Here is a 25,986-nt window from a genome sequence, read left to right as displayed (position 1 = left end):
CCGCCTCAGTCGTCGGCCGGCGCGGCCGCGCTGTCGGTCGACGCTTCGGTTCGGTCGTCCTCGCTCGCTTCTCGGTCGTCTTGTCGTGTCGGTTCGGGCGGGCTGGAGTAGAGCAGACCGCGGCTGGGACTGAATGCCATGCGTGGGGGAGCCCGATGCCGAGCATAAGTGTGGCCCTATAGGTAACAAATGGCATATAAGGCGATTCGTGCGGGAACACAGAAGGGCCGGGAGTCCGAACGCACGTGTATGGCAGATGAGACGGATCCCGTCCAGCGGGCGGGGGGCAACGGCGACGACCTCTACGACGTGGTGACGTGGGAAGAGCGGACGCTGCTCGACCGCGTGTCGGTGTGGCTGTACAGCGCGCTCACGACGACGGCGCGGGCGACCGTCGTCGTGCTCAGCCTGCTCATCATCCTCGCGCAGTTCGCGGCCGCCGTCGGCCTCGTCTTCGTCGACCGCCCCATCATCGCCGTCTACGTGCTGCTGTCGGTGGTGCCAGCGCTGGGGCTGGCGCTGTTCATCTGGAAGGCCGACGTGACGAAACGCGAGCCACTCGAACTGCTCGTCGTCACGTTCGCGCTGGGGTTCCTGTTCGCCGGGTTCGCCGCCGTATTGAACAGCATCAGTTCCGGGTTCTTCTTCGGACTCGCGGGCGAGGGGGCGCCGGGCTGGCTGGCGGTGCTCGCACCGGCGCTGTTCTTCTTCCTCATCGTCGGCCCCGTCGAGGAGACGGTGAAGTGGCTCGCCATCCGCCTCTACGCCTACCGGAGCACCCGCTTCGACGCCGTCGTCGACGGCGCGGTGTACGGCGCGATGGCGGGCCTGGGATTCGCCACCGTCGAGAACGCGCTCTACATCAGTCGAGAGGTGCTGACGGCCTCACAGGCTGCCAGCGGCGCCATCTTCGATAGCGTCGCGCTCCAGACGGCGGCCGTGCGGACGTTCGCGGGCCCCGGGCACGTCATCTACTCGGCGTTCGCGGGCTACTACCTCGGGCTGGCGAAGTTCAACCAGGAGAACCGTGGCCCCATCGTCGTGAAGGGGCTGCTCATCGCGGCCGTCATCCACGCGACGTACAACACCCTCGTCACGAACCTCGCGAGCATCACGGGCACGCTGAACGTCTCCACGGGCCTCGGGTTCATCGCGTTCGTGATACTCTACGACGGGGCGCTCCTCTGGGTTCTCTACCGGAAACTGTCGGCCTACCAGGACGCCTACGTCCGCACCGGGGCCAGCGACCACGAAGCCGTCGACGCCGACGACGAGGGCCCCGGGGAGAAGACGACGGCCACCGAGGGGTCGGGGAACAGTCAGTAGCCGTTCAGGCGCTCGACGTACTTCGCCAGCACGTCCACCTCGACGTTGACGCTGTCTCCGGGGTCGCGCTCCCCGATGGTGGTGAGGTCGTACGTCGTGGGGACGATGGCGACGGAGAACGTACCCGCGGTGTCGTCGACGGCGGCGACGGTGAGGCTGACGCCGTCGAGCGTGACCGACCCCTTCTGGGCGACGTACTGCTCGTGGCCCGCCGGGAGCGCGAACGTGTACGTCCAGTCCTCGCCGACCGACTCGACGTCAACCACTTCGGTGGTGGTGTCGACGTGGCCCTGCACGATGTGGCCGTCGAGGCGGCCGTCCGCAGGGAGCGCGCGTTCGAGGTTCACGCGGTCGCTCTCCCCCACCGTCTCGAGGGAGGTCTTCTCGAGGGTCTCCGTGGCGGTGAACGCGGTGAACCAGTCCGACCCGTGCTCCTCGACCGTGAGGCAGACGCCGCCGACGCTGATGCTCTCGCCGTGCGTGAAGTCGGTGAGCGCGTCGGTGCTGATTCGGAGGCGACGGCCACCCTCGCCGTCGACCACGTCCTCGACGATGCCCGTCTCCTCGACGATTCCGGTGAACACACCACCAGATTCGATACGCGTAACGAAAGTGTTGTGGTTTCGGCCGAAAGCACTTGCCGACCCACGTGGAGACCAACGTATGGACCTCGCGCCACTCACCGCCGCGGACGAACGCCTCGTCGACGCCGCCGTCGACGCGTCCAGGGACGCCTTCTCACCGCCCGAGGAAGGCCGGTTCGAGGACGCCGCACACATCGTGACGGCCGCCGTCGAAACCAGCGACGGCGGCGTCTACACGGCCGCCAGCCTCCCCGCGAGCGTCGGCCGCGCCTCCACCTGCGCCGAACCCGGAGCGCTCGGAAGCGCCGTCGCCGACGGCGACCACTCGTTCGACCGCGTCGTCGCCGTCGAACACCCCCGAGGCGACGACGAGTCGTTCCATGTTATTCCGCCGTGTGGCGTCTGCCGCGAACTTCTCGCGGACTACGGCGACGACATACGCGTCGTGGTGCGCACCGAGGAGGGCGACGTCGGCGCCGTTCCCGTGGCAGACCTCCTGCCGGCGCGCACGTGGTGAGAGAGGCTTATCCGTCACGAGCGCCCACGTTCGAACGTGCGAATTCTCGACATGGTGACGCTCGCCGTCGCGCTCGCGTTCGCCGCGCCGGCCGTGCTGTTCGGCGTCGAGACGCTGCTCGCGGGCGACCCCACCGGCTGGGTGTTCCTCGGGTTCGGGGCTACCATCCTGTTGTTCGAGCGCTACGTCACGACGCCGACGGACATCCCGATTCTCGCCGTCCAGAAGACCGTCGACGCCGTCGCCGAGGACCCCGAGGACGACCGTCAGTAGTCCGCCTGGGGCACCACAGAGCGCGGGAACTCGCCGACGCGTTCGACGCCGTCCCCGGTGACGACGCCGAGGTCCGCGACCCACACCGCGCCCTCGTCGTCTAGTTCCGGGGCGAACGCGAGCACCGACCCGACGTCGACGGTGGCGTCGTCGGTCGGGGACTCCCGTGCTTCGAGGCCGACGCCGTGGACGCTCGCGGTGCCCGCTTCCGGCGAGAAGCCGTACGACCCGAGTTCCGCGAGCACCTCGCTCTCCGTGGCGGCGACGGTCGTCTCACCCGCGTCCACGATGTCCATCCCCGCGTCGACGGCGTACTCACAGGCGAGCGTGGCGCGGCGCTCCCACCCGCCGTCGCTGTCCGCGACGAACGTCCGCGCGAGCAGGCCGTGGTAGCCACCGACACGCGGGGTGACGCGAACCGGGACCGGGTCCGCCGCGGCGAGCGCGCCGTCGGCGTCGATGGCGGTTTCGGGGGTCGCGCCCTGGCGGGCCATCGCTGTGTTCGCGCTGCGGCGCACCCGCTCGGCGGTCACCTCACCCTCGTCGTCCGCCAGCGGGTCGCCGTCCGCGCCAGCGAGGAGTGCCGCGGCGGCGGCCATCCCCGCCTCGGCGGCGGCCTGTGCGTCGCGAACGACCGCAAGTTCGGCGTCCGTTTTCCGGGCTCTCGCGCGCTGGTGGGCGGTTGTGGAGGTCACGTCGACGCCCTCTCCTTCGAGGTAGAGCGCGGCGTCGTGGGGGAGCGTCCGCGGCGCGAGCACCGAGTCGCCGACGAGTCCGGGCAGGCGCTCGGCGGGCGTCGGTTCGGCGTCGAGAACAGTCACGTCCTCGCGGACGGAGACGCGGCCGGGGAGCGGTCGCTCGGGGACGACGGCGACGCGGCCGGCGTAGACGACTGCCGCGCGATAGGGGAGCGAAGCGCCGCTCAGGTAGTGGACGAGCGGGTCGCCGGGTGGACCGACGAAAACGAAGGCGTCAGCGCCCGCGTCGGCGAGCGCGGAGTCGAGTGCCGCCGTCCGCATTCACGGGAGCTGGACCGGGGTGTCGGCTTCGAGGGCGTCCTCGAGGGTCTGACCGGTCTGCTCCCCGTAGAGGAGCACGTCGATGGGCAGCGTCGGGGCGCCGCCGATGAGGTTCTGGAGGATGACGAGGCGCTCGCGGGCACGGCTCATGCCGACGTAGAAGACGCGGCGCTCGTTGTCCGTCAGAATCGGGACGGGGCTGGTCTTGCTCGTGAACTCGATGCCCTCCGGGACGTCCTCGGGGTCGGCGGTGGCCGCCATCTGCTCGACGACCTTCTCGGTGAGGTCCGTCGAGAGGAAGATGTGGTCGGCCTCGCGGCCCTTCGCGGAGTGGATGGTGCCGACGCGAACGCGCTCGGGGTCCATGCCGCGGTAGTCGCCCTGGAAGTACGCGTCGATGCTCTTGCGCTGGTAGCGCGTGACCTTCCGGAGCATGTCCGCGGCGGCTGTCGGGCCGGGGACGAACGGGACGTAGTCGCGGATGAACTCCGCGGTGAACGTGAGGTCCGTGAGGTCCGTGTCCTCGCCCTGGGCCTCGTCGATGGCCTCCCGGAGGTCGTTGCGCTCGCGGGTGCCGAACGCCGAGTCCTGGAGCATGTCCATCAGGCGGCGGGCCTGCAGCCCGTCGATGGGGTTGTCGTTCTCCAGGGCCTCGACGGCGGAGATGTACTGCTGGAGTCGGTCGGTCCACATGCGCTGGTCGGTGAGCGCCTTGAACGGGATGCCCTCGCCGATGAACTCGTCGACGAAGTCGAACAGCTGGTAGCGGGCGCGGAACAGCACCATCACCGTCTCGTCGTCGGACTGCTGGACGGTCGAGCGGACGTTCCGCACCAGGTCGAGCATCGACGGGCTGTCGATGGCCTCGACGCTCCCGCCCTCCTTGCGGGGTTTGAGGTCCTTCTCCTGGCGCGTCTCGATGTGGCTGATCTCCTGCTGGACGACCTTGAGCACCTGCGAGGGGAGCCGGTAGGAGTTCGGCAGCACCACGTCGTCGGTGACGTGGGTGTTGAGGAGGAGTTCGGGGTCCGCGCCCTGCCACGCGTAGACGACCTGGTCGTCGTCGCCCGCGATGAGCACGCGCTCCATGTGCGGGCGCCACTCCTCGTACACCTCGTACTGCAGGCTCGTGATGTCCTGGAACTCGTCGATGACGAGGTAGTCGACGTCGGGGAGCAGCGAGCGCTGCTTCACGCGTTCGAGCATGTCCGCGAAGCCGACGAGTTCGTTCTCGCCCTTGTACGCGCGCCACGCCCGGATGGCCTCCGGGATGTCGTAGCGCTCGTCCGTCGAGGGCCACGTCGGCGTGTACTTGTTGCCCGTCTGGGCGTTGTCGTCGATCTCCGGCGGGAGGCGCACCTCCTCGTCGTTCCAGCGGAACGGGACGTCGTACCAGTCCGAGACGTCGCGGCCGGTTCGCTGGAGCCACTGGGAGGTGGCGATGACCTTGTTGCCGAGCGTGGTGGAGCGGGCAGTCCGCCGCGAACCCGAGGAGTACTCGTCCTCGAAGGGAATCCCGTACTCCTCGCAGAAGTCCTCCTTGTCGTCTTCGCCGACGACGTCGCCCCGCGAGAGCCCGAGCAGTTCGTAGGCCTTGGCGTGCATCGTGGCGACGTTCCCCCGCAGCGACCGCGGGTTCACGTCGAGTCGCTCCGCGCCCCGGTCGCGAACCTCGGCCGCGGCGGCGCGTGTGTACGACACGACGAGGATGTCCCGAACTGATACATCGTCGTCCTCGAGAAGTTCCTCGACGTGGTCCAGGAGCGCGGTCGTCTTGCCGCTCCCCGGACCACCGAACAGCCGCGTGACTTCCGGCTCCGAGTCCGTCATTGTAGTACTAAAGGAGCCGAACCTGTATAAACCGCTTGAAATTCTACTGGCCAGATGCTGCCCGGCCTAATGAAAACCGGACAACAGGTCGGCGGTTGCGCGAGCGTGGACGGCGCTGCGCACCATCCGGACAGGCCGACCTTACGCGACGACGGCGGCCGACGACCGCGGTTCTGTCGGAACCAGGCTCCGAATCAGCGACGCAGCATCCGCGGCCAGAACCCGGCGTAGCCACCGACTATCCGGCAGTATCGGCGGAGACAATGCCGAAAAATCGCTCGTTGGCCCCGGCTCCACGCGGTTGTCAGGTCCGGCGCGTCGAACGCGCCTCCCGGACGTCTGCACCGTCCCGGATCTTGTCCTCGCAGTTCGGGCAGACGCGGGGCTCGCCCTGGTCGGTTGGCGTGAACACTCGCGCGTAGGCGTCTGTCACGAAAGAACCGCAGTTCTGGCACTCCGGCATGGATTCGTCCCACATTACTCGTCGCGCGTCTTATGTGTGCTGGCCGCGGCAGCGGTCTGCGGGCCCCTACCGCGACCACAAGGGTTCTTGGCGACAGTCACGTGGTCCGAGACAGATGGTAGATACGGCAGTGGTCGCACTCGCACTCGTCCCGGCGGTGCTCTGGGGGTTCAGTCCCGTCCTCTCGAAGCGGGGGATGGCGGGCGGCGGGTCGAGCCTGCAGGCGTCGCTGACGGTGGTCGTCGTGGACACGACCCTCTTCGCCAGCGCCCTCCTCGTCCTGCAGGGGACGAACGCGTTCTCCAGTGTCACGCCCGCGGCCGCCGCCGTCTTCCTCGGCGCGGGGCTCGTCGGCACCGCCCTGGGTCGCCTCGCGACGTTCACGGGCGTCGACCGCGTGGGCGCCAGCATCAACTCCGCCGGCATCAGTGCCCGGCCCCTGTTCGCCAGCGTCCTCGCCGCGGGGTTCCTCGGGCAGGCCGTCGAACCCGTTGTCGGCGCCGGTATCCTCGTGCTGGTCGCGGGACTGGTCGTGCTCGCGCTGTCGAAAGGTGGGGACCTCGCCGGGTGGGACCCTCGGGACCTCGTCTTCCCGCTCGCCGCGGCGTTCTTCTTCGGCGTGGGGAACGTCGCCCGCGCCTACGGCCTCCGGACGTTCGGCGACGTGACGCTGCTGGAGGCCGTCGCGCTCAACGAGGCGGGTGCGCTCGTGGCGCTCGCCGGCTACGGCGCGTACGCGGCCAGGGGCGACATCTTCTCGGCGCCACGGCGGACGTACGCCTACTTCGCGGGGAGCGGGACGTTGACCGCCGTCGCCCTGCTGGCGCTGTTCGGGGCGCTGGAACTCGGTCGCGTCGCCGTCGTGGACCCGCTGGCCGCGACGGCACCCCTGTTCACGACGGTGTTCGCGGCGGTGCTCCTCAGGGACCTCGAGCGCGTCACGCGGGGCGTCGTCGCGGGCGCCGTGCTGGTCGTCGTCGGCGCCGCTATCGTCGTGCTCGGCAGCGGCGCGAGCGCCGCATAGCCGGGGCTAGTGGGACGGAGTCGGCGGAAAATGTGGTGCTGACGCGAGTTCGACGGACCGCCGGGTTACGGCGCCCACCCGCAGACGCTACAGTCGGTGGCGTCTACGTCGTGGAGTCCACTGCACTCCGGACACTGCTTCTTGTTGTAGCTTCGCTCCCAGGTCGCCGTCTCGTGACCGCGCTGTTCGAGGAAGTCGTCCAGAAGGGAGTCGTCGTCCGGAGTCGATGCGCTCGACATACATGGTATGCTTTGACACACCACTACTTCAAGCTATCGGGGAGACAGGTCCGGCTGTCTCCGGCCGCCGACCGCTACAGGTCGTAGAGGTCGCCGAACTTCTCGCGGGCGTAGTCGACGAAGTAGTCCGCGGTCAGCGGTTCGCCGGTGGCGACTTCGACGAGTTCGTCGGTCGTGTACCGCTGGCCGTGCCGATGGACGTGCTCGGTGAGCCACTCGCGGATGGGTTCGAACTCGCCCTCGCGGACCAGGCCGTCGACGTCGAGGTCCTCGCGCATCGTCGCGTCGAGTTGGGCGGCGAGCACGCTCCCCACAGTGTAGTTCTGGAAGGACCCGAAGCCCCCCGTCCAGTGGATGTCCTGCAGACAGCCCTCCGCGTCGGTCTCGGGACGGATGCCCAGGTACTCCTCCATCAGGTCGTTCCACCGCTCCGGGACGTCTTCGACCGCCAGGTCGCCGGAGACGAACGCCTTCTCGACGTCCGAGCGGAGGATGATGTGCATGTGGTAGGTGAGTTCGTCCGCCTCCACGCGGATGCAGTTGTCCGGGTAGATGCGGTTGACCGCCTCGTAGGCCGCCCGGGGGTCGGCGTCGGTCCCGAGGCGTTCGTTGACGAACGGCACGGCGTACTCCCAGAACGCCTCCGTGCGCCCGATGTGGTTCTCCCAGAACCGCGACTGGGACTCGTGGACGCCCGACGAGCGGGACTGGCCGAGCGGCAGGCCGTAGGCGTCGTCGCGGAGGCCGTGCTGGTAGCTCGCGTGACCGAACTCGTGGATGGTCGACAGCATCGCGTCCACGGGGTCGTCGGACGTGAACCGGGTCGTGATGCGGGCGTCGAACTGCGGGCCGACCATGAACGGGTGGGGCGCGGTGTCGAGGCGACCCCGATTCCAGTCGTAGCCCAGTCGGTCGACGATCTCGCGGCAGAGCCCCATCTGGGTGTCGTCGTCGTACTCCCCGGCGAACGGCGACGTGAACTCCGCGTCGCTGTCCTTGATGTCCGCGACGAGCGGGACGAGTTCCTCGCGGAGCGTGTCGAATATCTCCTCGACGCGGTCCAGCGGGAGGTACGGCTCGCCGTCCTCGAACATCACCTCGTAGGGGTCCGTCCCGGGGTCGATCTGTTCGGCGCGCTCGACGTGGAGGTCCCGGAGGTCCGCGAGGGTGGGCGCGAACTGCGAGAAGTCGGCGGCGGCCTTGGCGTCCTCCCACACCTGCTGTGCGTCGGACTGCGTCTCCGTCAGCTCGGCGACGAGGTCGCTGGTGACGCTGTCCGAGCGCTCGTAGCGCCGGCGGAGTTCCCGGACGAGCACCTGCTGGTCGTCGTCGAGGTCGCGGCCGTCGAGTTCGTCGAGCCACTCGCCCACCTCGTCGTCGGTGAGCAGGTCGTGGCTCACCGTCATCAGCGCCGAGAGCTGTTTGCCGCGGGCTGGCGCGCCGCCCTCGGGCATCATCACGCGCTGGTCCCAGCCGAGGACGCCGCGGGCGTCGCCGAGGTAGGAGAGTCGCTTCGTCCGCTCTTCGAGGGCCTCGTAGGCGTCCGGTTCGGACGCCGCCGATTCGGGGGTGTTCGTCGCCATACACCCCCACTGCATCCTGTCAGTACGTCAAACCTCGCCCACCGGAAAACTGGAACGCAGCGGCGCCGACCGGCCGGTCAGAGCTTCACCATGACCTTGACGGCGTCGCGCTCGTCCATCGCGCGGTAGCCCTCCGGGACGCCCTCGAGGCCCACCGTCTTCGTGAAGATGGGCGATGGGTCGAGCGTACCCTGTAGCACGTCGGCCATCAGGTCCTCGACGTACGCCCGGACAGGTGCGACGCCGCCGTTCAGCGTGATGTTGTCCGTGAACAACGAGAAGACGTCGAGTCCGCCGCCCGCCTGGACGCCGTGGGGGACGCCGACGTAGCCGACCGTTCCGCCCGGCCGCGCGACCGAGATGGCGGTGTCCATCGCGGCGGCCGCGCCGACGCACTCCATCACGTGGTTCGCGCCGCCGTAGGTGAGTTCCAGTGCGCGCTCGACCGCGTCCTCGCCCCGGGCGGCGACGGTCTCTGTCGCGCCGAACGCCTCGGCGAGTTCGAGGCGGTCCTCGTGGTGGCCCATCGCGACGATTCGCTCCGCACCGAGGCGCTGGGCCGCGATCACGCCACAGAGTCCCACCGCACCGTCGCCGATGACGACCGCAGTGTCGCCCTCGCCGACGCCCGCGCTCACGGCAGCGTGGTGGCCGGTCGCCATCACGTCCGTCAGCGGCAGGAGCGATTCGAGCGTGTCCTCGTCGTCGGCGTGCCGGTCGGGCACCCGGACGAGCGTGCCGTCCGCAAACGGGCACTTCACGTACTCGCCCTGCGCGCCGCCGTTGTCTCCGCCCCAAGACTCGTCCTCTACGCAGGAGGTGTACAGCCCCTTCCGGCAGAACTCGCACTCCCCACAACTGATGGAGAACGGCGCGAGCACGCGGTCGCCGGGTTCGACCGACGTGACGTCCTCGCCGACGTCTTCGACGATGCCCATCGGTTCGTGGCCGACGGGCGACCCCACCTCCCGGTCGCTGTCGCCGCGGTAGAACCAGAGGTCCGACCCGCAGACGGCGGTGTGCGTGACGCGCACGACGGCGTCCGTCGGCGCCTCGATTTCGGGTTTCGGTACCTCCTCGACGGTGATGTCGCCGGGTCCCTGGTAGATGGCTGCGCGCATACCCGACAATGGGGCCGGGAGGAGGAAAAACAGCCCGACACGGGGTTCGTCGGAAGAGCGACGGGGTACTTCGACGACTACCGGCTCTCCCACTCCTCGCGGAGCAGGCCGTACGTGAGCATGTCGTAGTAGTCGCCGCGGTAGTAGGCGGCCTCGCGGCGCGCACCCTCCTTCTCGAAGCCGAGCGATTCGAGGAGGCCGATGGAGGCGTCGTTGAACGCGCCGGCCCGGGCGAACACCCGGCGCATGTTCCAGTCCTCGAAGGCGTACTGCACGAGCAGGCTCGCGGCCTCGCTGCCGTACCCCTGTCCGTGGTGGTCGGCGCCCAGGTGGTACGCGAGTTCGACGCTGCGGGCGCGCTCGGTCGCTGTCGGCCCGTACTGGCTCGTCGTCAGGCTGGCGTGACCGACCGGCTCGTCGTCCGCACAGACGGTGACGTGGACGTCGTCCTCGGTGACGAGCACGCGCTCGAAGTAGTCCTCGGCGAGGTCGGCGTTCATCGGCTTCGCGTCGAGGGCGGGCCGCCACACGGCCGGGTCGTTCATCCACTCGCGAATCGCGTCGAGGTCCTCGTACTCGGGCGGTCGGAGGGTCACGCTGTCGCCGGAGAGAAACACTGGACCGGGCATACGAGAACTCCCCGCGGGTTCGGGCATAAGTTTTCGGTGACCGTGCGAGGAAGTGGCTCAGCCGGTGACACAGTCAGTCCCCTGGCGGATCGAAAGGGCGAGCGCAGTTGCGGGAACCCCGACGACGCAAGCACGCGAACGGAGTGAGCGCGCAAAGCGAGTCGCGGGACCGCAACTGCGCGAGGGCTTTCTGCTGTCGTCGAACACTACCGTCGAATCAGCAGTCAGAAAGACGAACGCGAACGAGCCGACTTACAGGTCGTACAGTTCCGCGTACTTCTCGGTGACGTAGTCGACGAAGTGGTCGGCGTTGTACTCCTCGCCGGTGGCTTCCTCGACGAGTTCGGGCGTGGTGTAGCGGGCGCCGTGCTGGTGGACGTTCTCTTCGAGCCACTCCGCGATGACGTCGAAGTTGCCTTCGCGGACCTTCGCCTCGACGTCGCCCACGTCGGCTTCGAGAGCGTCGTAAATCTGGGCGGCGAGCACGCTGCCCAGCGAGTACGTCGGGAAGTAACCGAAGGAGCCGTGGCTCCAGTGGATGTCCTGGAGGCAGCCCTCCGCGTCGGTCTCGGGTCGGATGCCGAGGTACTCCTCGTACTTGTCGTTCCAGCGCTCGGGGACGTCCGCGACGTCGAGGTCGCCCTCGATGAGTTCGCGCTCGATCTCGAAGCGGACGATGATGTGCATGTGGTAGGTGAGTTCGTCCGCCTCGACCCGGATGAGGTTGTCCTCGTACACCTCGTTGGCGGCCTCGTAGGCGTCCTCGGGGGTAGCGTCCTCGACCTGCGGGAATCGCTCCTTCATCGCGGGGAGGAACTTCTCCCAGAAGACGCGGGAGCGCCCGACGTGGTTCTCCCAGAGGCGGCTCTGGGACTCGTGGACGGTGAGGTCTCGGGACTCGCCGAGCGGGTTGCCGTACTGCTCACGGGGGAGGCCGAGCGTGTAGCGCGCGTGGCCGAACTCGTGGATGGTCGAGGTGAGCGCGCCGAGCGGGTCGTCTTCGGCGAACCGCGTGGTGACCCGGGCGTCGAACTGGTTCCCCGTCGAGAACGGGTGCGGGGCGGTGTCGAGGCGGCCGTGCTCCCAGTCGTATCCGAGCGTGTCGAGGGTGTCCCGGGCGAGTTCCTCCTGGGTGTCCACGTCGAAGTCGCCCTCGAAGGGGTCGGCGAGTTCGACGTCGCTCTCGCGGATGTCCGCGATTAGCGGGACGAGTTCCTCGCGGAGACGTTCGAGTACCCGTTCGGCGGTCTCGAGGTCGAGGTACGGCTCGTAGTCCGCGAACAGCACCTCGTAGGGGTCGGCCTCGTCGTCGATGTGCGCCGCGTACTCCTTCTTCAACTCGATGAGTTCCTCGAGGATGGGCGCGAAGATGGAGAAGTCGTCTTCCTCTTTCGCTTCCTTCCACTTCGGGAGCGCCTCGGAGGTCTTCTCGGATATCTCGGCCACCAGGTCGTTCGGGACGCGGTCGGCGCGCTCGTACTCGCGTCGAATCTCGCGCACCACGGCATCCTGCTCGTCCGTCAGGTCGGCCTCGGCGAGTTCGTCGAGCCAATCGCCGACCTTGTCCTCGGTGAGCAGGTCGTGGGAGAGCGAGGAGAGCGCGGACTTCTGCTGGGAGCGGGCGGGCGTCCCGCCCTCGGGCATCATGACCTCCTGGTCCCAGGAGAGCAGCATGTTCGCGCTGTTGACGTTCGACAGCTGCTCGTAGTGGTCGAGGAGGGCGTCGTACGCTTCCGGGGCTTCCGTCGTAGCCTCTGTCGCCATACGCCCACGTCTCCCTGTGGGCCCAAGAGGGTTGCCGTCCGCAATCGGGCGCCACCGTTCGGCCTACGCGCTCGCGAGGCGCTCGTAGACGCGCCGGCAGCGCTCGAGCACGTCGAGTGAGACGCTCTCCGTGGCGGTGTGGGCCTCGCCGGGTTCGGCGGGGCCACAGACGAGACACGACACGCCGGCGTCGGCGAGCCACCCGGCGTCCGTCGCGTGGGGCTTGCTCACGCGCTCGCCGTCGCCGTCCTGCACCGCGCGGACAGCCTCGAGCGCGTCGTCCGCGAACGATTCGTCGTCGCAGGCCATCGGCGGGAGGTCCTGGTCCACCGTCCACGTCACGCCCTCGATGGCTTCCACCTCCTCGACCGCCGCGCGCTCGCCGGGGACCGTGCGCTCGTCGACGGTCACCTCGCAGCCCTCGGGCAGCACGTTCCACGCCGTTCCGCCCTCGATTTCGGTGACGGCGACGCTCCCCGACAGCGTCTCCCCGAACACCTCGGCGCTCGGCGCGTCGAGATTTCGAATCAGGTCGACGGCGTCACAGGCGCGGTAGATGGCGTTCTCGCCCGCTTCGGGCTGGCTGGCGTGGGCGGCCTCGCCGGTCGCCCTCACGGTACTCGCGCGGCGACCCTTGTGCGCGACGGCGACGTCGAGCACCCCCGGAGCGGAGTAGCCCGTCGAGCCCTCGGCGACGAGCGCCCGGTCGGGCGCGAAGCCGTCGTCGATGGCGGAGCGGGCGCCCTCGCCGCCGGTCTCCTCGCCGACGAACGAGGCGAACGCGAGCGGGCGGTCGGGGTCGGCGTCCCCGAAGGCGAGCAGCATCGCGGCGACGGCGCCCTTCATGTCCGCGGTGCCGCGGCCGTAGAGGCGGTCCTCGCGCTCCTCGACCACGTAGCCATCGTCGGTCGTCTGGCGCTCATCCGGCGGCACGACGTCGTGGTGGCCCACGAGCGCGAGCGACGGGCCGTCGGCGTCCCGCTCGCGCCACGCCAGGACGTTGCCCGCGTCGTCGCGGGTCACGTCGGCGTCCGTCTGCTCGCGGAGCCACGACTCGATGGCGTCGCCGGCGGCCGCCTCGTCCTCGTGGCTCGGGATGGAGACGAGTCGCTCGGCCAGCGTTCGAACGTTCACACCGGAACGAGGGGACGAGGGAACTTAGCCCCCGGCGTCGTCCGCTGGGGGTGCGCCCCCGTCTATACACCCTTATCCGTGCGCCGGGACTACCACCAGCCAATGAACGTCGTTCCCGACACGAGCGTCGTCGTCGACGGCCGCATCTCTCAGCGGGTCGCCGACGGCGACTACGCGGGCGCCACGGTGTACGTACCCGAGGCGGTCGTCGGCGAGATCGAAGCGCAGGCGAACAGCGGCCGGCAGACCGGCTGGGACGGACTCGAAGAGCTCCAGCGCCTCGTCGAGCTGGCCGACGACGGCGACATCGAGGTGGAGTACGTCGGCGAGCGCGCCGGCGAGGACGACATCAAGCGGGCCTCCGCGGGCGCCATCGACGCCATCATCCGGGACGTCGCCGCGGAGTACGACGCCGTCTTCGTCACGAGCGACATCGTGCAGGCGGAGGTCGCGAAGGGCAAGGGCATCGAGGTGGAGTACCTCGAACCCCTCGAGTACGACCTCGGGGAGCTCGCCGTCGAGAAGTACTTCGACGACCTGACGATGAGCGTCCACCTGAAGGACGGCCTGGTGCCGAAGGCCAAGCGCGGCGAGGTCGGCGACATCACCTACCAGGACGTCGGCGACGAAGTGCTCGACACTGACGCGCTGAAGGAGCACGCCAACGAGATCATCAGCACCGCCAAGCGCGCCGACGACGGGTTCGTCGAACTCTCCGAGGAGGGGATGACCATCGCGCAGGTGCGGGACATGCGCATCGCCGTCTCCGAACCGCCGTTCTCCGAGCGCATCGAGATTACGGCCGTTCGCCCCATCGTGAAGACGACGATGGACGACTACGAGCACGCAGACGACCTCCGCGAGCGCCTGCTCGAGCGGGACCGCGGCGTGCTCATCGCGGGCGCACCGGGTGCCGGGAAGTCGACGTTCGCGACGGCCGTCGCGGAGTTCCTCTCCGACGCCGGCAACGTCGTGAAGACCATGGAGAAGCCGCGGGACCTCCAGGTCGGCGAGGACGTCACGCAGTACACGGAACTCGGCGGCGACATGGCGAAGACCGCGGACTCGCTGCTGATGGTGCGCCCCGACTACACCATCTACGACGAGGTGCGGAAGACCGACGACTTCGAGGTGTTCGCGGACATGCGCCTCGCGGGCGTCGGGATGGTCGGCGTCGTCCACGCCACCCGCCCCATCGACGCGCTCCAGCGCCTCGTCGGCCGCGTCGAACTCGGCATGATCCCCCAGATCGTCGACACCGTCGTCTACATCGAGGAGGGTGACGTGGAGACCGTCTACGACGTGACGACGGAGGTGAAGGTGCCCGAGGGCCTGATGGAGGAGGACCTCGCGCGCCCGGTCATCCAGGTCCGGGACTTCGCCACCCAGACTCCAGCCTACGAGATCTACACGTTCAACCGCCAGGTCGTCACGGTGCCCCTGGACGGCGAAAGCGGGAGCTCCGACTCCGGCGTCGACCGCCTCGCGAAACAGGAGGTCGAACGGGAGATCCAGGCCGCCACCCGCGGCCCCGTCGAGGTGGACATCCGCGGCCCGAACGACGCCGTGGTGTACGTCTCCGACGACGAGATCAGCCACGTCATCGGGAAGGGCGGCGGCCGCATCTCGGACATCGAGAACCGCCTCGGCATCAGCATCGACGTGCGGACCCTCGACGAGCGCCCCGGCCAGGTGGCGGGCGGGGGCAGTAACAGCGGCGGTGGCGGTGGGGGAGGCGGCGGCGCCGAACCCGCCGGCAAGATCGTCACGCCCGAAATCACCTCGCGTCACATCATCCTCCCGCTGCAGGGCGAGCGCTCCGGCGAGACGGTGGAAGTGCAGGCCGACGGCGACTATCTGTTCACGGCGACGGTCGGCCGCGGCGGCGACATCAAGGTCTCCCGCGGGTCGGCCATCGCGGAGGAACTCGAGCGCGCCATCGACCGCGAGGAGATGGTCTCCGTCGTCCCCAACGAGTAGGAACGGCCGCGAGACGGTCCGGCAGGCCCGAAAGCACTTGTCGGACGGCCGAGTCGACTCGGGCAATGCGACGACGACAGTTCCTCGCGTCCGCTGCAGGACTCTCCTCTGCGGCGCTCGCCGGGTGTACCAGTGCGGGCAACTCTGCTACACCGACGACGGAGCGCTCGACGACAGAGCCGTCCACGACGACGGACGAATCGACCACGCAAACGACGACGACCACGTCGGTTCCAGCCGTCGGCGACGTCTGGGTCGGCCGGTCGTTCACGTACCTCTACGCCGGGTCGCACTTCAACGCGTACACGGTGACGGGGAGCGGCCCCCTGTTCGTCTTCGCGCTCGTCGCCGACGAACACCACCAGGGACTCGCGCTGGACGGCCAGTCACACTACCCAGCCAGCGATGTCGCCGGCAGCGTCGGTGCGGACGCCGTCTTCTCCCAGCGTGATACGGACGAACGCTCCATCGTCACGTACGCGCTTCCCGACCCCGTGAACGCGGCGAGTGGCGCCGTCGGGGACGTCGAACTCGACGCGTCCCAACTCGACTTCCTGGCGGACCCCGCAGAGTTCGCGGTGACCGACGCATCGGTGCCCGACACAGTCCAGAAGGGGAGCGAAGCGGCTGTCACCGTGACCGCGGAGAACAGCGGCGGCACCACCGGAACGTTCCGCGCAGCGGCGACGTCACAGTCGACCAGCGGCTACGACGTCGGAGCGGTGGACGTCGCGCCCGGAGAGCGGGGTACTGTCGAGGTTCGGGTGCCCATCTACGGCGAGAACGAGGAGCGAGTCACTGCCGACTGGGGGAGCGGTAGCGAAGAACTGGCTGTCGGCGTAGAGAGTTAGGCGGCTTCCGCGTCGGCTTCGGCGTTGGCGTCGTCGGTCTCGCAGGTGAGCTGGTAGAGGCTCTGGCGGGCGTCGGCGAAGTAGATGTCCTCGTCGACGACGCCGCGGTCCTCCAGTCGCTCGAGCGCGTAGCGGACGGTACGCGCGGAGAGCATGGTCTCTTCGACGATTCGTTTCTGCGTGAGGGGGCCGTCGTACTCGAGTACCTTGAACACGAGCTTCGCGCTCGGTGGGAGGTCCTCCAGCACACTGTCGTCTTCAGCCATCATTACGAATCGAAACACCCCAGGCGCTTAAAACTGCGGGAGGGTCTGCCACGACTGGCTCCCCTCGCCGGGACGCTCGCGTACGGCAAGCGAACGCCTTTTGACAGAGGCTCCCGGAGGAACTGGTATGACAGAGACTGTGGACCCGAAGGCTTCCCACCAGCGGAGCCTGAAGGTGACCACCATCGCCACGCTGGGCGGTGTCGCGGCGGCCTTCCTCTCCGAGGCCGTCGTCACCGACCCCTCGAGCAGGACGGGGCTGCTCGTCATGTTCGGCGTGGTCGCCGTCGAACTCGGCCTGATGCGGCTGTTCGGCGTCGACATCTCGGACTTCTCGGCGAAAGACCACGTCTACGTCCTCTTCATGACCTTCGCGCTCTGGTTCATCACGTGGGGCGTGCTCCTCTCCGAGGGCGTCAGCCTGTAACGATGGCGGAGGACAGCATCGCGGTCGTCGACCTGGACAGGTGTCAGCCCGACCGCTGCAACTACGAGTGCGCGAACTACTGCCCGCCCAACCGGACGGGCAAGGAGTGCATCACGCTCCGCGGCGACGACGCCGAGGACGGCGACCCCGACCAGGTCCGCATCTCCGAGGAGATCTGTCTCGGGGAGACCTGCGGCATCTGCGTCGAGAAGTGCCCGTTCGACGCCATCGAGATCATCAACCTCCCGCAGGAACTCGAGGACAACCCGACCCACCGCTACGGCGAGAACGCCTTCTCGCTGTACGGCCTCCCGGTCCCCGAACCCGGGAAAGTCACGGGACTACTCGGGCCGAACGGCATCGGGAAGTCGACCGCCGTGAACGTGCTCGCGGGCGAGATCACCCCCAACCTCGGGCGTCACGAGGACGAACCCGACTGGGAGGAGGTCATCGACGCCTACCGCGGCACCGAGCTCCAGGACTACCTCGCGGCGGTCCGCGACGGCGATATCAGCGTCGCGAAGAAGCCCCAGTACGTCGACCAGATTCCCGAGCAGTTCGGCGGCACGACCCGCGAACTCCTCGAACGTACGGACGAGCGAGACGTCCTCGACGACCTCGTCGACCGGCTCTCCATCCGCCCCGTGATGGACCAGTCCATCGACTCGCTGTCCGGCGGTGAACTCCAGCGGGTCGCGCTCGCGGCGACGCTCGCTCGCGACGCGGACTTCTACTTCGTCGACGAACTCACGCCGTACCTCGACATCGGCCAGCGCGTCACCGCGGCGCGCATCGTCCGCGAACTCGCCGAGGAGGAGGACCGCGCCGTGCTCGTGGTCGAACACGACCTCGCCGTCCTCGACATGCTCGCGGACTCCATCCACGTCGCGTACGGTGAACCCTCGGTCTACGGCGTCGTCACGACGCCGAAGAGCGTGCGCAACGGCATCAACGAGTACCTCCGGGGCTACCTCGACAACGAGAACATGCGCATCCGGCCGGAGGCCATCACGTTCGAGGAGCACGCGCCGCGGCCCGCCTCCCGCCAGGAGACGCTCATCTCCTACCCGGACATGGCGAAGTCCTACGGCGAGGGCGAGTTCACGCTCACCGTCGACGGCGGCGACATCCACCGCAACGAGGTGCTGGGCGTCGTCGGGCCGAACGGTATCGGGAAGTCGACGTTCGCGAAACTGCTCGCGGGCGACCTCGAACCCACCACCGTCGGCGGGGAGGCCGACGACGACCTCGACGTCGGCCTCGACATCGCGTACAAGCCGCAGTACGTGGAGGCCGACCAGCACATGCGTGTCGACGCGTTCCTCTCCTCCATCACGGACGACTTCGGCACGTCGTACTGGAACACCGAAATCGGCGACCCGCTCCAGCTCGAGCGCATCCTCGAGCAGAACCTCACGGACCTCTCGGGCGGGGAGCGCCAGCGCGTCGCCATCGCCGCGACGCTGTCGAAGGACGCCGACCTCTACCTCCTCGACGAGCCCTCGGCGCACCTCGACGTCGAGCAGCGCGTGCTCGCCACGCGCGCCATCCGGCGGTTCGCGGAGAACCGCGAGACCACCGTGATGGTCATCGACCACGACATCTACATGGTCGACCTGGCTGCCGACCGCCTGATGGTGTTCGACGGCGAGCCCGCTCAACACGGCCGCGCCTCGACCCCGCAGGCGATGCGCTCGGGGATGAACGAGTTCCTCGCGAACCTCGACGTGACGTTCCGCCGCGACGAGAACCTCGGCCGCCCGCGCATCAACAAACCCGGCAGCCAGCTGGACAAACAACAGAAGCGCGACGGCGAGTACTATTACACGAACTGACACCCGATCCCTATTCTGCCGTTAGACGGCGACTGAGCTCCTGTAACCCGATCTCTTAACCCGAGTTAATCGGCGTTAATCCCACACAAGTCGCCCGCACGGTCGCCCGGGTATAAGGGCGGGAGGCCACAAGGACTGGTCGAGATGAGAGCGACCGTACTGCTGGTGACTGCACTCGTCGTCGTGGCGACCGGCGCGCCGCTGGCCGCCGGGTCGGTGGCCGAGACGTCGGTGACGTCGACCACGGCAGCGACGTTCGACGTGCAGGAGAACGATACCGAGACCAACGAGAGCGAGAACGAGACGGCGCCCGGCGCTCGGCTGGCCGGCGTCGTCAACGTTCAGGGTGCGGAAGTCGCCGGCGAGGTGGCCGAGCGGACGTTCGGCCACCGCGTCGCCGCGGCGAACTCGAACGCCTCGAAGGCGGCGGTCGTCGCCGAGCAGAGCGAGGACCTGACGACACGGCTCGCCGAACTCCGGGAGCGCAAGCAGGAGCTCCTCGACGCCAGGCAGAACGGTGACATCTCCCTCGGGCAGTTCCGGGGGGAGATGGCGCAGCTAGCCACCGAGATCAGGACCGTGCGCCGGCTCTCGAACCGGACCACTGAGACGGCGCGCGGCCTGCCCGCCGACGTGCTGGCGTCGAGGGGAGTCGACACCGCGGCTCTCGGCCGCATCCAGGCGGACGCCGACAAGCTCACCGGTACGGAGATGGCGGCGATAGCCCGCGACATCGCGGGACCGCCGGTCAACGAGTCCCGCAAACCCGCTACCGGTGGGCCGGGAGCGGGAAACGGCCCGTCCACTGACGGGCCAGCCACCACGACGGTTGTGAATACGACGGTGGCAGCGGGAAACGCGAGTGAGGGGGCCGGAGCCGGCCCCACGGTGACGCCACCGGTCAACGGCACTGACGTTCCCGGTATCGGACCGCTCGGAGTCGGTCTCTCGCCCCTCGCTGACCCCTCCCTGTGGGCGATTGAAACACCCCCAGTAGCGTTTTCTCCGAACGTTTCGGCGTCACTTCTCGACTACTAGCCGGGCGGACGCCCGGCTGGCCGGCGATTCCGGCCGTTCTCGGATGGGTGCGCCGAGAAGCTACAGCAGAACTAACCAGCAAACTGTAGCATTCGCGGCGCGAGCGGTTCGAAGAACCCGAGTGCCGCGATTCACTCCGCGAGTGAGCGACGCGAACGAGCGGAGGCCGACGAGCGAACGGAGCGCTAGCGAAGTGAGCGAGGAGTGCTTTTGGTGGAGGTTTTGCCGAGGGCTGGCGAAGCCAGCCCGCAGCGCAAAAGGTCCGTCAGAAAACGGTTCTTTGGCAGCTCCCGCAGAGGTTCTCCTCCTTGCGGTCGACCTCCCGGACGGTGGGGGAGAAGTTCATCGCGCAGCGGTTGTTGTCGCAGTGTTCGAGGCCGAGCGTGTGGCCGAGTTCGTGGACGACCTCCTTGCGGACGCGGTCGTCGAAGACGTCGGCAGCGGGGCGCTCGGAGAAGCCGCCGTCACTCGACGTCTGGAGCCGGTAGGTGGAGACGACGCAGCCCCGGCCGTCGAGGTACGCGAGGCCGAAGACGTAGTTGCGGCGGCGGTAGAAGAGGTCCTCGGGGGTGATGGCGAGGGTCTTGTCGCCGTCGCTGACGCGGGTCGCGAGGTCGATGAGTTCCGCGGCGCGGTACTGGCTTCGCGCGTCGTCGTACGCCCCCTGGGGAACCTCTTGTTCGCTGGCGACGACCACGTCGCAGTCGTAGACCGAGCGGAGGCTCGAGGAGGCCTCGCGCTTGACCTGCGCGGGCACGTCGCCGACGGGGACGATGTCTACGCGCATGAGGTGACGTTAAACGCCGCGAGACATAAACATCCCGGCGTGGGGAAACCACCCAACGTCGCCGACGTGCTCGCGGAGTTCGACCGCCTGGTCGAGGTCGGAATCGGTCGGCGCCCGAACGTGGCGGCGACGCTCGCGGCGAGCGGGCACGCGGTGACGGCGACGGACGTCCACGAGCGTGAGGTCCCCGACGGAGTCCGGTTCGTCGTCGACGACGTGACCGACCCAGACCCGGCGGTGTACGCGAACGCCGACGCGGTGTACGCGCTGAACTGCCCGCCGGAGCTCCACCGCGCGCTCCTCGACGTGGCCGAGCGGGCGGACGCGGCGTGCCTGTTCACGACCCTGGGCGGCGACCAGCCGGCGGTGCCCGTCGACCGGCGCACCGTCGAGACGGGGACGCTGTTCGTCGCGCGGACGCGTAACTGACTTCTCGCCGGGCGGCCTCGGTGGGGGCATGCAAGTCGAGGCAGTCGTGCTCGACATCGACGGGGTGCTCGTCGACGTGGCCGATTCCTACCGGCGCGCCATCGTCGAGTCCGTCGAGCACGTCTACGGGGACACCATCGAGAAGGCCGCGGTCCAGCAGTTCAAGGACGCGGGCGGGTTCAACAACGACTGGACGCTCACCGACGCCGCGGCGCTGTTCGTGCTCAGTAAGCGAGAGGGGTACGACGGCGACGTGGTCGCGTTCACCGACGAGATTGCCGAGCGCGGCGGCGGCCTCGCCGGCGCGGAGGAGGTCGTACGCGCGCGCCTCGATTCGGACACCGCGGAACGCGTCTTCGACGAGTGGGACCCGGACCGCCTGCGCGAGGTGTTCCAGCAGCTCTACCTCGGGTCGGCGCTGTACGAGGAGCTCGAGGGTGGCGAGGCTGAACTGGACACCCCGGGCTACATCAACGACGAATCCGTGCTGGTCACTCCAGAGACGGTCGAGTGGCTGACCGAGCGCTACCCGGTCTGCGTGCTGACCGGTCGGCCGGCCGACGAGGCGACCATCGCGCTCGACCGCGCCGGCCTTGACGTCCCCGAGAACCGCCGGTTCACGATGGACGACTGGGACGAGGGGAAACCCGACCCCCGGGCGCTCGTGGAACTGGCCGAGCGCACGGACGCCGACAGCGTGGTGTTCGTCGGGGACACGCTCGACGACGTGCAGACGGCGGTGAACGCCCGGGAGGCCGACGCCGAGCGGACCTACTACGGCGTGGGCGTGCTGACCGGCGGGCTCACGGGCGACTCGGGGCGGCGGAAGTACGACGACGCGGACGCCGACCGCGTGCTGGACTCCGTGAACGACCTGCCCGCGATTCTCGACTCGGACTGACCAGCGCGCCGCCCCTTGTCGGTAGCCGCCGGTACCACCAATCCTTATTCGCGTGCGCGGCGACTCACGAGTATGCGAATCGCGTTACTCGGCGGAACCGGCGACATCGGCGAAGCGCTCGCGCTCCGGTGGGCCTACCACACCGACCACGAGGTCGTCATCGGCTCGCGGGACCCGGAGAAGGCGCGGGCGAAGGCCGAGGGGTACGAGACCGAACTCGACAGCCGCGGCGTCGAGAAGAAGATCACGGGGTTCGAGAACGCGATGGCGGCCGACCGCGCGGACGTCGTCGTGCTGGCGGTGCCGGCCTACCACGTCGCGGACCTCGTCCACGAGATCGCGGACCGACTCGACGACGACACGCTGCTGGTCTCGCCCGCGGTCGGGATGAAGAAGCGAGAGGGCGGCTTCGGCTACAACCCGCCAGAGGCGGGCAGCGTCACCAGGCTGGTCGTGGACGCCGCGCCCGACGAGGTGGCCGTCGTCGGCGCGTTCCACAACCTCTCGGCGGACCGCGTCGCGAACCTCGACGTGGAACTCGACCTGGACACGCTCGTGGTCGGGGACGACGGCGACGCGAAGCGGAACGTCGCGGACCTCGCGTCGGGCATCGAGGGGCTCCGGGCGCTCGACGCCGGACCGCTGGCGAACGCCGCCGAGGTCGAGTCGCTGACGCCGCTGCTCATCAACCTCGCCATCAACAACGAGGGGCTCCACGACGTGGGCGTCAAATTCGAGTGACCCGGTCGTTCTGACGGCGGGCGCCCGCGTCAGAGCCCCCAGAAGGCGACGATGCCCGCGACGGTGACCACGGAGAGCAGCATCTGGAGCGGGAAGCCGACCCGGAAGAAGTCCCCGAAGCGGTAGTCGCCGGGGCCGTAGACGAAGAGGTTCGTCTGGTAGCCGACGGGCGTCATGAACGACGTCGAGGCGGCGAACGTCACCGCGAGGACGAACGCGAACGGGTTCGCGCCGATGTCGACGGCCGCCTCGACGGCCACCGGAATCATCAACACGACGCTCGCGTTGTTGCTGATGACGCCTGTGATTAGTCCTGTGAAGACGTAGAACACCCACAGCACGCCGACCGCGGGGAGGACGGTGCCCGTCGACGCGACCAGCGACCCGAGCAGCGCGGCGGCGCCGGTCTGCTCGAGCGCGATGCCCAGCGGGATGACACCGGCGAGCAGGAAGATGACGTTCCAGTCGACGGAGTCGTACACCTCCGCGGGGCGGAGAACGCCGAGGGCGACCATCGCCACGACGCCGCCGAGCGCGGTGGTAACGATGTGCAGCGGCGTCACCGTCGCCGCGACGACGACGCCGACGATGACGGCGATTGCGTGGGGAATCTTCTCGCTGCGGTAGTCGGGTTCGTCGGGTTCGTGGGCGACGATGAAGTCCTGGCTCGTCGAGAGGCGGTCGATGCTGTCCCGAGGCGCCTGGACGAGCAGCGTGTCCCCGACGCGCATCTCGACGCGGTCCATGCGCTCGTGGAGCGTCTCGCCGCGCGAGCGGAACGCCAGCACGTTCGCGTCGTAGCGGTTGCGGAACGACGCCGAGGCCAGGGTCTCCCCGACGAGCGACGACCCCGACTGGATGACGACCTCGACGAGCGCCTGCTCCTCCTGGGTCGTCGGTTCGAGTTCGTCCTCCGTCTCCGGGGTCCCGACCAGCGAGAGGTCGTCGACCGACGAGATGCCGCCGAGAGTGTCCCGGTCGGTGCGGATGGCGAGGACGTCCCCCGGTCGGATGACCTTCTGGCCGATGGGCCTGATGAACCGCTCGTCGCCGCGGACGAGCTGCAGGACGTCGGCGTCGAAGCGGTCCACGTCGATGGCCTCGCTGACGGTCTTCCCGACGAGCGGCGAGGACTCCCCGACGACCACCTCAGCGAGGTAGTCGCTCATCTCGTACTCCGTGAGGTAGTCGTCCTCGGGCGGGACGCGCTCGGGGAGCAGCCGGTAGCCGACCGTGAACAGGTAGAGCGACCCCACGACGAGGACGAGGACGCCGAGCTGCGTGAACTCGAACATCGAGAACGCGTGGAGGCTCTCGATGCCCTGTGACTCGCCGAGGCGGGCGGCCGTCTCGCTGGCGAGCAGGTTCGTCGACGTCCCGATGAGCGTCAACATCCCACCGAGCATCGAGGCGAACGACAGCGGGATGAGCAGCTTCGACGGGCTCGTCTTCCCCTTGTGCGCGAGGTCCGAGACGACCGGGACGAGGATGGCGACGACCGGCGTGTTGTTGATGAACCCGGAAACGGGGCCGCCGGCGCCGATGGTCGCGAGTAGCTGGCGGCGCTTGCTGGTGCCCGCGAACGCGGCCATCTTCCGGCCGATAATCTGGACGAGGCCGGTCCGGCTCACCCCCGAACTGAGGATGAGCATCGCGAGCACGGCGACCGTCGCCTTGTTCGAGAAGCCGGAGATGCCCTCCTGGGTCGACACCTGCGTCCAGTCGCCGAGCACGATGAGCACCACCATCACGAGGATGGCGGTGACGTCGATGGGGAGCCACTCCGTGACGAACAGCACGAGGGCCCCGAGCACGACGGCGAAGACGACCAGCATCTGGGGCGTCACCGCCGGCGTCCCGCTCGCGGCCACGAGCGGCAGCCAGAACATATCCACGGGGAGACGCGTCGCGTACAATAGCCTACCGGAACCCCACGGCCGTCACACGGCCAGGGTCACTGCTCGGCCAGCGTCGGCTGAGAGAGTGCGGCCGCTGGGCGGTGGTCGCGGCTGCGGGGAAGAACGGCGGCCGGCTCAGGCGGCCGGCTCAGGCGCCCGCGTCGTCGAGGGCGTCCTCGAGCTGTTCGCGCTGCGTGACGCCGACGAACCGCTCGACGATGCCGTCGTCGTTCTCCACGACGATGGTGGGAATCGACCGAACCTGGTACTCGTTGGCGACGTCCTCGGCCTCGTCGACGTCGATCTTCTCGAAGGTGACGCTGTCGTAGTCCTCCTCGAGGTCGTCCAGGATCGGGTCCTGGGTCTTGCAGGGCCCACACCAGTCCGCGTAGAAGTCCTTGAGTGTGACTGTCATCGGTCTACTGGGGATTGCCGCGCCCGGCGCATAAGGGTTTCTCACGGCTCGGTGATTGCCGGGAGTGCGGCCACACGAAAGGTTTAGGCCACCGCGGCGAGGATGGACGAACATGAGTAGTGACTCCGGCGGACTGATGTCCAGTGCGGGCCTCGTCCGGTACTTCGACTCGGAAGACCCCAACGCAATCCAGATCGACCCGCGCTCCGTCGTCGCCACGGGCGCGTTCTTCGGCGTCGTCGTGTTGCTCCTGCAGTTCTTCGTGTAGCGAGAGGCTTTTTCCCCGCAGACACCTACCGGTAGCCATGACTGTCAGCGCTGGGGTCGTCGCGGTACAGGGCGACGTCTCCGAGCACGCCGACGCCATCCGCCGCGCGGCCGACGCCCACGGCGAGGACGCCGAGGTCGTGGAGATACGGACGAGCGGCGTGGTGCCCGACTGCGACATCCTCCTGCTGCCGGGCGGCGAGTCGACCGCCATCTCGCGGCTGCTCGCCCGCGAGGGCATCGACGAGGAGATACGAGACCACGTCGCCGCCGGGAAACCAGTGCTCGCGACCTGTGCGGGCCTCATCGTCGCCTCCGCGGACGCGAACGACGAGCGCGTGGACACCCTCGACCTCATCGACGCCACGGTCGACCGGAACGCGTTCGGCCGGCAGGTCGACTCCTTCGAGGCGCCACTCGACGTCGACGGCCTCGACGACCCGTTCCCCGCCGTGTTCATCCGCGCGCCGCTCATCGCCGAGGTCGGCGACGACGTCGAGGTGCTCGCGACCTGGGAGGGCGACCCGGTCGCGGTGCGGGACGGCCCCGTCGTCGGCACCTCCTTCCACCCCGAGTTGACCGACGACTCGCGAATCCACGACCTGGCGTTCTTCCCCAGGGAGGAGGCAGTCTTTTGACGCTCCT

General features: G+C 68.7%; 29 protein-coding genes. 14 read left to right on the top strand and 15 right to left on the bottom strand.

Translation table 11 applies throughout. The annotated features are described in order from the left end of the window. Nucleotides 1–5: 5 nt before the first annotated feature. The gene (locus HALDL1_03195) at nt 6–140 is read right to left on the bottom strand and encodes a hypothetical protein (GenBank protein AHG05108.1); all 135 of its coding nucleotides are present in this window, start codon (nt 138–140) and stop codon (nt 6–8) included. Nucleotides 141–249: 109 nt separating this feature from the next. Between HALDL1_03195 and HALDL1_03190 the strand changes: the two genes are divergently transcribed. After that, nucleotides 250–1,326 carry a hypothetical protein gene (locus HALDL1_03190; GenBank protein AHG02739.1) on the top strand — a complete coding sequence of 359 codons (1,077 nt, stop codon included), beginning with the start codon at nt 250–252 and terminating at the stop codon, nt 1,324–1,326. On the opposite strand, the gene HALDL1_03185 is transcribed toward HALDL1_03190, so the two are convergent. Continuing rightward, entirely contained in the window at nt 1,320–1,910 is a 591-nt protein-coding gene (locus HALDL1_03185; GenBank protein ID AHG02738.1) for a riboflavin synthase subunit alpha, read from the bottom strand. The genes HALDL1_03190 and HALDL1_03185 overlap by 7 nt on opposite strands. 79 nt (nt 1,911–1,989) lie before the next feature. Between HALDL1_03185 and HALDL1_03180 the strand changes: the two genes are divergently transcribed. After that, complete coding sequence (locus HALDL1_03180; GenBank protein ID AHG02737.1) at nt 1,990–2,427, top strand: hypothetical protein; 438 nt, start codon at nt 1,990–1,992, stop codon at nt 2,425–2,427. Between the two features lie 36 nt (nt 2,428–2,463). Continuing rightward, nucleotides 2,464–2,700 carry a hypothetical protein gene (locus HALDL1_03175; GenBank protein AHG05107.1) on the top strand — a complete coding sequence of 79 codons (237 nt, stop codon included), beginning with the start codon at nt 2,464–2,466 and terminating at the stop codon, nt 2,698–2,700. On the opposite strand, the gene HALDL1_03170 is transcribed toward HALDL1_03175, so the two are convergent. The 3 genes from HALDL1_03170 to HALDL1_03160 all read right to left on the bottom strand — a co-directional run bounded on the left by HALDL1_03170 (nt 2,694) and on the right by HALDL1_03160 (nt 6,012). After that, entirely contained in the window at nt 2,694–3,719 is a 1,026-nt protein-coding gene (locus HALDL1_03170; GenBank protein ID AHG02736.1) for a hypothetical protein, read from the bottom strand. The genes HALDL1_03175 and HALDL1_03170 overlap by 7 nt on opposite strands. Next, nucleotides 3,720–5,549, bottom strand: a complete 1,830-nt coding sequence (locus HALDL1_03165; GenBank protein ID AHG02735.1) for a UvrD/REP helicase — start codon at nt 5,547–5,549, stop codon at nt 3,720–3,722. Nucleotides 5,550–5,853: 304 nt separating this feature from the next. Continuing rightward, nucleotides 5,854–6,012 carry a hypothetical protein gene (locus HALDL1_03160; protein AHG02734.1) on the bottom strand — a complete coding sequence of 53 codons (159 nt, stop codon included), beginning with the start codon at nt 6,010–6,012 and terminating at the stop codon, nt 5,854–5,856. Between the two features lie 115 nt (nt 6,013–6,127). On the opposite strand from HALDL1_03160, the gene HALDL1_03155 reads away from it, so the two are divergent. Continuing rightward, complete coding sequence (locus HALDL1_03155) at nt 6,128–7,036, top strand: hypothetical protein (protein AHG02733.1); 909 nt, start codon at nt 6,128–6,130, stop codon at nt 7,034–7,036. Between the two features lie 65 nt (nt 7,037–7,101). Here HALDL1_03155 and HALDL1_03150 read toward each other — a convergent pair whose 3' ends face one another. From HALDL1_03150 to HALDL1_03125, 6 genes are all read right to left on the bottom strand, one after another. Continuing rightward, entirely contained in the window at nt 7,102–7,275 is a 174-nt protein-coding gene (locus HALDL1_03150) for a hypothetical protein (GenBank protein AHG02732.1), read from the bottom strand. A gap of 74 nt (nt 7,276–7,349) precedes the next feature. Beyond that, nucleotides 7,350–8,858, bottom strand: a complete 1,509-nt coding sequence (locus HALDL1_03145; protein AHG02731.1) for a carboxypeptidase — start codon at nt 8,856–8,858, stop codon at nt 7,350–7,352. Between the two features lie 77 nt (nt 8,859–8,935). After that, nucleotides 8,936–9,979 (bottom strand): IMP dehydrogenase, encoded by a 1,044-nt coding sequence (locus HALDL1_03140; protein ID AHG02730.1) that lies wholly within the window; start codon nt 9,977–9,979, stop codon nt 8,936–8,938. Between the two features lie 77 nt (nt 9,980–10,056). Continuing rightward, a complete protein-coding gene (locus HALDL1_03135; GenBank protein ID AHG02729.1) occupies nt 10,057–10,608 on the bottom strand; it encodes an acetyltransferase in 552 nt (183 codons plus the stop codon). A gap of 252 nt (nt 10,609–10,860) precedes the next feature. Next, nucleotides 10,861–12,372, bottom strand: a complete 1,512-nt coding sequence (locus HALDL1_03130) for a carboxypeptidase (protein ID AHG02728.1) — start codon at nt 12,370–12,372, stop codon at nt 10,861–10,863. Between the two features lie 63 nt (nt 12,373–12,435). Further along, on the bottom strand, nt 12,436–13,506 hold the full coding sequence (locus tag HALDL1_03125; GenBank protein ID AHG02727.1) for a peptidase M20: 1,071 nt from the start codon (nt 13,504–13,506) through the stop codon (nt 12,436–12,438). A gap of 102 nt (nt 13,507–13,608) precedes the next feature. Between HALDL1_03125 and HALDL1_03120 the strand changes: the two genes are divergently transcribed. Next, entirely contained in the window at nt 13,609–15,486 is a 1,878-nt protein-coding gene (locus HALDL1_03120) for an ATPase (protein ID AHG02726.1), read from the top strand. Nucleotides 15,487–15,551: 65 nt separating this feature from the next. Then, on the top strand, nt 15,552–16,337 hold the full coding sequence (locus HALDL1_03115; protein ID AHG05106.1) for a hypothetical protein: 786 nt from the start codon (nt 15,552–15,554) through the stop codon (nt 16,335–16,337). On the opposite strand, the gene HALDL1_03110 is transcribed toward HALDL1_03115, so the two are convergent. Beyond that, nucleotides 16,334–16,606: an ArsR family transcriptional regulator gene (locus HALDL1_03110; GenBank protein ID AHG02725.1), complete on the bottom strand. Its 273-nt coding sequence runs from the start codon at nt 16,604–16,606 to the stop codon at nt 16,334–16,336. The genes HALDL1_03115 and HALDL1_03110 overlap by 4 nt on opposite strands. Nucleotides 16,607–16,730: 124 nt before the next feature. On the opposite strand from HALDL1_03110, the gene HALDL1_03105 reads away from it, so the two are divergent. The 3 genes from HALDL1_03105 to HALDL1_03095 all read left to right on the top strand — a co-directional run bounded on the left by HALDL1_03105 (nt 16,731) and on the right by HALDL1_03095 (nt 19,903). Continuing rightward, a complete protein-coding gene (locus tag HALDL1_03105) occupies nt 16,731–17,030 on the top strand; it encodes a hypothetical protein (GenBank protein AHG02724.1) in 300 nt (99 codons plus the stop codon). A gap of 2 nt (nt 17,031–17,032) precedes the next feature. After that, complete coding sequence (locus tag HALDL1_03100; protein ID AHG02723.1) at nt 17,033–18,865, top strand: ATPase; 1,833 nt, start codon at nt 17,033–17,035, stop codon at nt 18,863–18,865. Between the two features lie 144 nt (nt 18,866–19,009). Continuing rightward, nucleotides 19,010–19,903 carry a hypothetical protein gene (locus HALDL1_03095; GenBank protein AHG02722.1) on the top strand — a complete coding sequence of 298 codons (894 nt, stop codon included), beginning with the start codon at nt 19,010–19,012 and terminating at the stop codon, nt 19,901–19,903. 265 nt (nt 19,904–20,168) lie between these two features. Here the strand turns inward: HALDL1_03095 and HALDL1_03090 are convergent, their stop codons facing one another. Further along, entirely contained in the window at nt 20,169–20,690 is a 522-nt protein-coding gene (locus tag HALDL1_03090) for a peptidase M54 (protein AHG02721.1), read from the bottom strand. A 39-nt stretch (nt 20,691–20,729) separates the two neighbouring features. On the opposite strand from HALDL1_03090, the gene HALDL1_03085 reads away from it, so the two are divergent. The 3 genes from HALDL1_03085 to HALDL1_03075 all read left to right on the top strand — a co-directional run bounded on the left by HALDL1_03085 (nt 20,730) and on the right by HALDL1_03075 (nt 22,761). Next, nucleotides 20,730–21,119: a hypothetical protein gene (locus HALDL1_03085; GenBank protein ID AHG02720.1), complete on the top strand. Its 390-nt coding sequence runs from the start codon at nt 20,730–20,732 to the stop codon at nt 21,117–21,119. Nucleotides 21,120–21,147: 28 nt separating this feature from the next. Continuing rightward, nucleotides 21,148–22,020 (top strand): HAD family hydrolase, encoded by an 873-nt coding sequence (locus HALDL1_03080; protein ID AHG02719.1) that lies wholly within the window; start codon nt 21,148–21,150, stop codon nt 22,018–22,020. A gap of 72 nt (nt 22,021–22,092) precedes the next feature. Beyond that, the gene (locus HALDL1_03075) at nt 22,093–22,761 is read left to right on the top strand and encodes an NADPH-dependent F420 reductase (protein AHG02718.1); all 669 of its coding nucleotides are present in this window, start codon (nt 22,093–22,095) and stop codon (nt 22,759–22,761) included. A gap of 29 nt (nt 22,762–22,790) precedes the next feature. Here the strand turns inward: HALDL1_03075 and HALDL1_03070 are convergent, their stop codons facing one another. Next, entirely contained in the window at nt 22,791–24,650 is a 1,860-nt protein-coding gene (locus HALDL1_03070; GenBank protein AHG02717.1) for a potassium transporter TrkA, read from the bottom strand. A 157-nt stretch (nt 24,651–24,807) separates the two neighbouring features. Continuing rightward, entirely contained in the window at nt 24,808–25,074 is a 267-nt protein-coding gene (locus HALDL1_03065) for a thioredoxin (protein AHG02716.1), read from the bottom strand. Nucleotides 25,075–25,186: 112 nt separating this feature from the next. On the opposite strand from HALDL1_03065, the gene HALDL1_03060 reads away from it, so the two are divergent. Beyond that, the gene (locus tag HALDL1_03060) at nt 25,187–25,342 is read left to right on the top strand and encodes a preprotein translocase subunit SecG (protein ID AHG02715.1); all 156 of its coding nucleotides are present in this window, start codon (nt 25,187–25,189) and stop codon (nt 25,340–25,342) included. A gap of 37 nt (nt 25,343–25,379) precedes the next feature. Next, entirely contained in the window at nt 25,380–25,979 is a 600-nt protein-coding gene (locus tag HALDL1_03055; protein AHG02714.1) for a glutamine amidotransferase, read from the top strand. Nucleotides 25,980–25,986 lie beyond the last annotated feature (7 nt).

Origin of the sequence: Halobacterium sp. DL1 (assembly GCA_000230955.3) — an archaeon.
Taxonomy (GTDB): Archaea; Halobacteriota; Halobacteria; order Halobacteriales; family Halobacteriaceae; genus Halobacterium.
This window is presented reverse-complemented; position numbering and strand designations above follow the sequence as displayed.